The 9,069-nt window shown below is 40.3% G+C and carries 7 protein-coding genes; 6 read left to right on the forward strand and 1 reads right to left on the reverse strand.

Going from position 1 to position 9,069, the window contains the following annotated elements:
- Positions 1 to 98: 98 nt before the first annotated feature.
- The 4 genes from G6W41_RS07000 to rlmN are packed head-to-tail and all read left to right on the forward strand — an operon-like array spanning position 99 to position 5,957.
- Positions 99 to 3,377, forward strand: coding sequence for a DEAD/DEAH box helicase (locus G6W41_RS07000; RefSeq protein WP_194171033.1), 3,279 nt, complete (start codon positions 99 to 101; stop codon positions 3,375 to 3,377).
- 2 nt (positions 3,378 to 3,379) lie between these two features.
- Positions 3,380 to 4,135 (forward strand): imidazole glycerol phosphate synthase subunit HisF, encoded by a 756-nt coding sequence (gene hisF, locus G6W41_RS07005; protein WP_103568645.1) that lies wholly within the window; start codon positions 3,380 to 3,382, stop codon positions 4,133 to 4,135.
- On the forward strand, positions 4,135 to 4,815 hold the full coding sequence (locus G6W41_RS07010) for a purine-nucleoside phosphorylase (RefSeq protein ID WP_194171041.1): 681 nt from the start codon (positions 4,135 to 4,137) through the stop codon (positions 4,813 to 4,815). The genes hisF and G6W41_RS07010 overlap by 1 nt, the downstream gene beginning before the upstream one ends.
- Complete coding sequence (gene rlmN, locus G6W41_RS07015) at positions 4,812 to 5,957, forward strand: 23S rRNA (adenine(2503)-C(2))-methyltransferase RlmN (protein ID WP_194171034.1); 1,146 nt, start codon at positions 4,812 to 4,814, stop codon at positions 5,955 to 5,957. The genes G6W41_RS07010 and rlmN overlap by 4 nt, the downstream gene beginning before the upstream one ends.
- 273 nt (positions 5,958 to 6,230) lie before the next feature.
- Here the strand turns inward: rlmN and G6W41_RS07020 are convergent, their stop codons facing one another.
- Complete coding sequence (locus G6W41_RS07020) at positions 6,231 to 7,145, reverse strand: pseudouridine synthase family protein (protein WP_194171035.1); 915 nt, start codon at positions 7,143 to 7,145, stop codon at positions 6,231 to 6,233.
- A 186-nt stretch (positions 7,146 to 7,331) separates the two neighbouring features.
- On the opposite strand from G6W41_RS07020, the gene purB reads away from it, so the two are divergent.
- Positions 7,332 to 8,663 carry an adenylosuccinate lyase gene (gene purB / locus G6W41_RS07025; protein ID WP_194171036.1) on the forward strand — a complete coding sequence of 444 codons (1,332 nt, stop codon included), beginning with the start codon at positions 7,332 to 7,334 and terminating at the stop codon, positions 8,661 to 8,663.
- A gap of 61 nt (positions 8,664 to 8,724) precedes the next feature.
- The coding region (locus G6W41_RS07030) for a hypothetical protein (protein ID WP_194171037.1) at positions 8,725 to 9,069 on the forward strand (345 nt) is incomplete at its 3' end.

The following is a 9,069-nucleotide window of genomic DNA, read 5'->3' on the forward strand; positions in this document are numbered from 1 at the left end:
TATTAGCCAAAAATTACTTATACAATGATTACAAGTTTAGTTTAATCATATATAAAATGGACTATAATCACTAAATAACAACAAAATAAGGCACAAATTTGAGTAGGGCAAATACCTTAAAATACTTTTTATTATCACAATATTTAGAGCCAAAAACCTTAGACGAGCCAAAAAAGACAAATAGCAAATTTAAAAAATCAATGGACCTTGAGATCGCAAATTTTGATGAGAAATTTATGCAAATTTTAAGAGCATTTGATAGGTCGCTTTTAAAAAATGGTGTAGAAATTTCGATTTATGGCGGCATTTTTGAGACTGACTTGCTCGCCCTTGCGATATCAAAGCTAGCAAAGGTGAAATTTGAAAAAGAGCAAATTTTAGATGAGCTACGCTCTGAGCAAACGAGCTTTGAAAAGGCATTTTGCTATAAGCTTAAGCTCTCTGGCGATCTAGTTTTTTGCAAAAATGAGCAAAATTTTGCCTTAAAAGATGCAAATTTAGATGATGAGCTAAGCCCATTTTTCACGCCAAACTCATCAAATGAACTCTTTATCCCAACGGCTCCTTGGGCGATGGTGCGACTAAACCACCTAAAAGAGATCAGCCAAAACGACTTTAACAAAGAGTGCGAGCACATCAAGGATAAAATTTCTATCCACAAAGAGAAAATGAGGCTTAGCGACTATGTAAAAGCAGTCCATGAGGAGTTAAAAAACTCGCTAAAGACGCCATTTTGCAAAGATGTGATCAGGCTTGAAGTAAGGATCGCTGATCCAAATTTTAAAGAGAACGACGCCCTTTTAAATAGCTTTTTTATAGATGATATAAATTTACTTATCAAATTTTATGAGTCAGGTAGGACGCACGAGCTGACGGATCAGTTTTTAGACGAGGGCAGTGAGAATAAATTTGAGAGGCTTGACGTTAGAGATGAGCTAAATCAAAGGGCTGTGAGGGACTTTTTTAAGGCTGAGCGCTACCCAAGATCGGCTTTTGCAAGTGATTTTGCACTAAATTTCTCACAGCAAATGGCGCTAAATAACATCATAGAGAAATTTAAAGAAGGTAACGGTGGGATTTATAGCGTAAATGGCGCTCCAGGTACGGGCAAAACAACACTTTTAAAGGACGTGATGGCTGAAGTGGTGACGCTTAGGGCGATGAAGCTCGCGCAAATGAGCAGACACGATATCTTTGAGCCAGTTTATGACAGCGACGAAAAGGCGCTTTATTTTAGGCTAAATGACGAGCTGCAGGGCTACGAGATGGTCGTTAGCTCTTGCAACAATGGCGCGGTTGAGATTTTGAGCAAGGAGCTAAGCCAGTTAAAGAGCATAGGGGATTATAAGGGCGAGATTGATTATTTTAAATTTATAGCCACAAGGCTGCTCTCGGCTGATGAAAAGAGCGAATTTGGCGAGAAGTCCTTTATCTCAAAGCCAGCTTGGGGGCTATTTTGCGTGGCGCTTGGCTCAAAGCAAAACAAGTCAAATTTTGTTTTTAACGCAATTAATGGCGTAAAGATCGAGGCTACTCACAGCCAGTTTGACAAGATCGCAAGCGAATACGGCGAGTTTTTGGAGCAAGATGGCTTTTTGATGGGGCTTGGCAAATATCTGGCAGTGGGCGAAGGCGTAGATGACTTTGACGAGGCAAAGGAGAAATTTAACCTCGCACTTCACGAGGTAAATTTACTTTTTAGTGAGATCAGGATCAAAGAAGAGGAGCTAAAGAGCCTTAAAACAGAGCTAGCTGACATCGATAGAAGGCTAGAGAGCTATAACTCAGCCAAGCAGATAGAGGAGCTTTTATCTCCACTTGAGAGCGAGTTTGCTAGCGTTAGCGGCGAGCTTGAAGATAAAAAAGCTGAATTTAGCGAGCTAACAAGAGTTGTTAGTCAAAATGAAGCGTTGCAGGAGTATTTAAGTACACCAGAAAAGCCGCCATTTTTTCTCTTTCAGCAGATTTTTAAGACAGAGGCCTTTGAAAAGTATAACGACGAGGCACTAAAAGTTGGCGAGATAAATCGCCAGATAGCTGAGCAGAATTTAAAAGCTAGCAAGCAAAATGGCGAGAGCAAAGAGAAAAACGAAGCAAGGCTAAATGAGCTAAAAGACGGGATAGCAGGGCTTGAGAGCAGGGCTGCAGAGCTTGGCACTAAGATAAATCTCTACAAAAGGCTGCAAGGCGACTTTGCTAGACGCCAAAAGATACTTGGCAGGAGCGAGGAGCTAGATAGCTATCTAAACGGCAGCTTTAGCGAGAGCAACGAAGAGATGCAAAAGAGTATGCCATTTATGATGGAGCGTGGCATAGATGAGAAATTTCGCAAGACAAAGCTTTTTAAGGCTAGGATAGAGCTTTTTAAAGAGGCGCTGAATTTGCATAAGGCAGCGATATTTGCGTGCAAAGAGGCTGTTAGGACAAATTTACGCGCCCTTAGCGTTATCTTTAACGATGAAAAGATGGCTGAGAAAAACGGCTTAGAGGCAAAGCATAGACGTGAGATCATCAAGGGGCTCTTCTTGCTAACGCCTGTTGTTAGCTCGACTTTTGCTTCGTTTAATAACACCTTTAAAGACCTTTTAAATGGCGATATAGGCATGCTTTTGATAGATGAAGCAGGGCAGGCAAATTTAACTAACGCGTTAGGTGCTTTGCTTCGCTCAAAGATGGCTGTGGTAGTAGGCGATCCACTCCAGCTTGAGCCTATCATAACACTACCTGTTAGTTTAAATAGCGCGATACTTAGCTACTGCGAGGCAAAAGAGGAGTTTAACTTGCTTAAGTCCTCTGTGCAACTAAGAGCCGACAAAGCGCAGAATATCGGCACATATATAAAAGGTAGTGGCGAAAGTATCTGGGTTGGCTCGCCACTGATCGTGCATAGAAGGTGCGCTAACCCTATGTTTGAGATATCAAACGAGACTACATACGACGATATGATGATACTTGGCAGAAGCGCGGCTAGTAAATTTACAAACACTAACGTGCAAACAAAATGGATAGATGTTAGAAGTGAGGAGTGGATAGGCAACTATAACAAAACCGAAGGCGAGGTGGTTAAAGAGCTCTTAGCAGGCGAGCTAGCTAGCCAAAATTATAACATCAGGATAATAACGCCATTTAAAGATGTTTGTAGAAATTTAAAAGGTGCTGGGACTATCCACACGATGCAGGGCAAAGAAGCTGACATTATTGTATTTGTGTTAGGGGGAGCTACAAAGGGTGCTAGAGCATGGGCTGCTAGCAAGCCAAATCTGCTAAACGTGGCGCTAACAAGAGCAAAAGAGGTTATTTATATAGTTGGAAACCGAGAAAATTGGGCTAGTTTGCCATATTTTGAAGTGGCGGCTAGAAAGATAGACAAAGGATAAATTTGAATCATTTTGCAAAACGCATAATCCCATGCCTCGACGTAAAAGATGGCAGGGTCGTAAAAGGTGTAAATTTTGTTGGACTTGTCGATGCTGGAGACCCAGTCGAGATAGCTAAAAGATACAACGACGAGGGCGCTGATGAGCTTTGCTTTTTGGATATCACAGCCTCTCACCTTGGTCGTGATACGATAGTTGATGTGGTAAAAAAGGTCGCAAGTAAGCTTTTTATACCCTTAACCGTTGGCGGTGGCATACGCACGATCGATGATATATCGCGCCTTTTAAATGCGGGCTGCGACAAGGTGAGCCTAAACTCATCGGCGATAAAAGATCCAAATTTGATCGACGAAGCGGCTAAGAAATTTGGCTCGCAATGTGTCGTTGTGGCGATCGATGCCAAAAAGATCGAAAATGGTTATAGTGTTTTTATAAATGGCGGTAGGATCGATACCAAAAAAGATGCCTTTTCTTGGGCAAAAGAGGTTGAGTCGCGTGGAGCAGGGGAGATATTGCTAACGTCTATGGACAACGACGGCGTCAAGCAGGGCTTTAGTCTGGAGCTGACAAAGATCTTTAGTGCGCTTTCTATACCGACCATCGCAAGTGGTGGCGCTGGAAAGATGGAGCATTTTAAGGATGCTTTTGAAGCCGGGGCTGATGCGTGTCTTGCTGCTTCGATATTTCATTTTGGCGAGATCGAGATAAAAAAGCTAAAAGAGTATCTCAAGGCAAATGGCGTTGAGGTTAGGCTTTGATGTTAGTTATCTCAGCTGGGAAAAATGAAATTTTTGACTTTGCCTTGCCGATGGGGGTGGGGCTAGTCGATATGGCGATAAATTTGACAAAGTTTTTGCAAAAAAGATCGTGTGTTGGGGTGGATGAAAAGAGTATAAATTTAAAAAATATCGATCCTCATTACCTTGCAAAGATCGAGGCTAAATTTGCAAACTCATCAAACCCAGAGCTGCAAAATCTAAGCCAAAATTTGTCAAAAAATCCAGAGCGAAATTTATATCAGATGCCAGAAAAGATAGTTTTTATTGGCTCAGCTGGCCTTTATAAAGATGGTGAAATTTTGCAAATTTATGAAAGCTCGGTTGGGGCAAATGTTGAAATTTCTAGCATAGAAAATAGATCTTACTCGCCTATCGAGTGTGAAATTTCTTCTATAGTTTCACGTGGAACTATCAAAACAAATTCATCAAATTTCATAACGACAGACAAAAATTTAGCTCATAAAATGTTTGAAAAGGGATATTTTTTAGAAAATATGGAGTTTTTTTCTGTTCTAAAAGTGGCTCAAATTTTTAAAATTCCAGCTCACGGAATTTTTATAGCGACAAATTTTTGTGATGAAAATGCGCATGCTGATTTTATAAAAAATCACTCTACGGCTAAAGAGCTACTAACAAAATATGTAAAGGAAAATATGTGAAAAATTTGCTTGATCTTAGCATCGAAGAGTTAAAAGAGCTAGTCTCTCCCTCTTTTAGAGCGACGCAAATTTATGAGTGGGTATACAAAAAAAATGCGACAGAATTTAGCCAAATGCTAAATTTGCCAAAAGATATGCGCCAGGACTTGGCTGAGAAATTTTATCTTGATCCTCTAAAATGTGTGAAATTTGAGCAAAGTAGCGACGGCTCGATCAAGTATCTTTTTGAGCTAAAAGATGGGCTAAGGATAGAGAGCGTTTTGCTACCGATGAAAGAGGAGATTAGTGACGAAGATGGTAAGATTAGTCGCCATGCTCGTTATACTGTTTGTGTTAGTTCGCAGATTGGCTGCAAAATGGGCTGTGCTTTTTGCCTAACAGCAAAGGGTGGGCTTGTTAGAAATTTGACTGCTGGTGAGATCGTAGGACAAATTTTGTGGATAAAAAGAGAGAATAACATACCATACGAGAGGCGCATAAATGTCGTTTATATGGGTATGGGTGAGCCACTTGATAACCTTGCTAATGTTAGTAAAGCGATCAAAATTTTAGCTCTTAATGAGGGTCTAGCCATATCTCCACGCCGTCAAACCGTTTCGACTAGCGGCCTTGGCAGTCAGATAAAAAAGCTTGGTGAGATGGATCTTGGTGTCTTGCTGGCCATATCACTACATGCTGTTACTAACGAGCTTAGAAGCCGCCTGATGCCGATAAATAAGGCGTATAATATCGAGGCTGTTATGGACGCTGTTAGGGGATTTCCTATCGATATGCGAAAGCGTGTGATGTTTGAATATCTTGTTATAAAGGACCTAAACGACAGCGTTAGTGATGCGAAAAAGCTGGTTAAACTGCTGCATGGTATCAAGGCAAAGGTAAATTTGATCTATTTTAACCCGCATGAGGGGAGTGAATTTGGACGGCCTGAGCTTGCTAGCATGCTAAAATTTCAAGAATATCTAAGGGATCATGGTGTTACTTGCACGATCAGACAGAGCAAAGGGCTTGATATAAGTGCTGCTTGTGGCCAGCTAAAACAGCGAAATGAAAATTCTAAATTCAGAGCTAACGTTAGCGGTAATAGTGCAGCTAAAACAGAAGAAAAACCAACTAACGATAAAACTAACGTGAGTAAAAAATGACAGCTCTTGATATCGCTGAGATCATTTTTATAGTAATAGTTGCTGGCATTGGGCTTGGACTTATCATTAAAGTTTTAAAAGATGAAAATAAAACTTCAAAATAAAATCTGAAAAATTTGGCATGAAATTTTGTGTGAAAAACAAAAACACAAAGTTGATTGCCAAAATTTAATTCTATCTTTTAACAGAAATTCTATTTCAAATTTAAAAGCAAAATTATGAAAAATTTTATAGATTATTTTTACTAGAAAGACTTTTTAAAATTTAAATATTTTAATTATTTGCTTCTTTTGCAAATTTATAAAACTCACTTTCGGCGTCAAATTTGCTTTTTATCTTATAAAAAATTTCATCAAATTTAAATGAAATTTCATCCGAGTTAAGCAAGAGTCTTTTTGCTCCAGTTAAATTTATCCGTTCACGCTCGCTCATCTCTTTATCTAAAATTTTCTCGATCTGCGGACGCGACAAACCATAAAGTGGTTCGCCAAGGATCTTGTGTTTCACATGAAACAAATGCAACCGAATTTGATGCTGCCTACCAGTGAGTGGGATAGCCCGAACTAAAGTCGTATCGATATCGTCAAAATATCTGATCGGCAAAATTTTAGTCACCGCGCTCTTGCCATTTTCACAAATTTGCATTCGCATTTTCACATCGTCGTAGTTGTTTGCCAGATCCATCTTGGCATCGATCGTAAATTCTCGCTCGATCTTGCCCTGCACCATCGCGACGTAGCTTTTAGAAACCTCTCTATTTTCAAAGATTTTCTTTAGTTTTATCGTAGAATTTCTATCTTTTCCCACGACTATCACGCCACTTGTTTCAAAGTCTAGCCTATGTGCTACGCTCGCATCTCGCCCAAAAAATGTGTAAATTTCATCGTTTAGTGAGTAGTCGCAGTGCCTACCATTTGGGTGGCTCAGCACCCCACTTGGCTTGTCAAATACCGCAAAGCTCTCGCACTCAAAGATCGGCTTTAGTCCCTTTGGCTTGGCCTCATAGTCGATCAAAAAGACATCGCCACACAAAATGGCATTTTTCTCGCTCACGACACTGCCGCCACAGATCAGCCTGCCTTTGTCGATGAGACGCTGGGTTTGGCTCATGTTAAAGCCATTTTTCAGCAAAATTTCATAAGCTTTTTGGTGATCTGCAGTAATGATAAATTTATTTACATAGGGCAATAATGATCCTTTGAAAAACGAGTGAGCTATCTTAAGCCCAAATTTATAAGCGTATAACCGACATTTCAGCCCGGATTTTATATAATCAAAACTTAAATTTAGAGAAATTGCACGACGTGATTTCTGGCTCAAAAAGCCAAATTTATACTTTCAGGACAAAAGCAAACTAACACAAAAGGTTCAACAATGGTCGAAAGATACTCACGCAAAGAGATGGCTGAAAAGTGGAGCATACAAGCAAAATACGATGCTTGGCTCAAGGTAGAAAAAGCTGCCGTTAAAGCTTGGAATAAACTTGGCTTCATAAGCGACAGCGACTGCGAGAAAATTTGCAAAAACGCTAAATTTGAAGTGGCTCGCATCGACGAGATAGAAAAGACGACAAAGCACGATGTCATCGCATTTTTAACAAGCGTCAGCGAGAGCCTTGGCGAGGAGAGCAGGTTCGTGCACTACGGCATGACCTCAAGCGACTGCATCGACACAGCCGTCGCACTTCAGATGAAAGAGAGCCTAGAGCTCATCATCAGCGATGTAGAGGAGTTCATGCAGGCGGTCAAAGACAGAGCGAACGAGCACAAGCATACGCTCATGGTCGGCAGAAGCCACGGCATCCACGGCGAGCCGATAACTTTTGGCCTTGTGCTTGCCATCTGGTATGACGAGATAGCAAGGGCGCTAAAGCTCATCAAAGACGCAAAAGATACGATCAGCTACGGCAAGCTTTCAGGCGCTATGGGAAATTTAGCCCACGCTCCGATGGAATTTGAAGAGCTAACATGCGAGGAGCTAGGTCTAAAAGCTGCTCCAGCGTCAAATCAAGTGATCCAGCGCGACCGCTACGCCCACGTGGTGAGCGCTATCGCTATCTTGGCCTCTACTTGTGAGAAGATCGCAGTTGCCATTAGGCACTACCAAAGGACCGAAGTTTATGAGGCCGAGGAGTACTTTAGCCCAGGACAAAAGGGCTCAAGCGCGATGCCACACAAACGCAACCCAGTCCTTAGCGAAAACATCACCGGTCTTTGCAGGGTGCTACGCTCATACGTCACGCCTTCTCTTGAAAACGTCGCACTTTGGCACGAGCGCGACATCAGCCACAGCTCAGTTGAGAGATTTATCCTGCCAGATATGTTTATCACGGCTGATTTTATGCTGGTTCGTATCAAAAATTTGATAGCAAATTTGGTTGTCTATCCAGAAAATATGATGAAAAATTTAAATTTAACAGGCGGATTAGTCTTTTCACAGCGTGTGCTTTTACAGCTACCGCAGCGTGGGATTTCTAGAGAGGACGCCTACAAGATCGTTCAGCGCAACGCCATGAAGGTCTGGGCGGACTTGCAAGAGGGCAAAAAAGCGATCGACGAGCAAGGTCACAGCCTATTTTTACAAAATTTGCTAAACGACGAGGACCTAACTAAGAGCCTTAGCAAAGATGAGATCAAAGAGTGCTTTGACTACAACTACTACACCAAAAATGTAGATAGAATTTTTAAGAGAGTGTTTAGACAATGATTAAGTTCAAACATGATACGTTTTTAAATTTATTGCACAAATTATTTTTAAGAGAACTTGCTTGACATCATCATCGGAAACATTAGATACATTTAATTTAGCCAATGAAAAACTAAAAGAAATTTTTGGTAACGATAAAGTTAGCGAGTGTGATTTAATTGGAATTAATGGTATTGAACAAACACATATTGTAAAAGAAATATGTCAAATAGACACTATAAACAATAAAGATTTACAAGATATTTTAGAAAAACACAATATAAAATTTCAAAATTGTAAATTTGGATTTTTAAATATAAATGATTTTAAAAATATAGAATTTAATAATTGTAAAATTGAAATGTTTGACTCTAATATATCTGATACAAATATAAAAGAAAAATTAGTTTTTACAAAGTGCATATTC

This window comes from Campylobacter concisus, from assembly GCF_015230035.1.
GTDB classification, from domain to species: Bacteria; Campylobacterota; Campylobacteria; order Campylobacterales; family Campylobacteraceae; genus Campylobacter_A; species Campylobacter_A concisus_BK.

Coding starts and splice junctions, on each gene's coding strand:
- G6W41_RS07010 (WP_194171041.1), top strand. CDS start 4,135: ATGTTAGTTATCTCAGCTGGGAAAAATGAAATTTTTGACTTTGCCTTG.
- purB (WP_194171036.1), top strand. CDS start 7,332: ATGGTCGAAAGATACTCACGCAAAGAGATGGCTGAAAAGTGGAGCATA.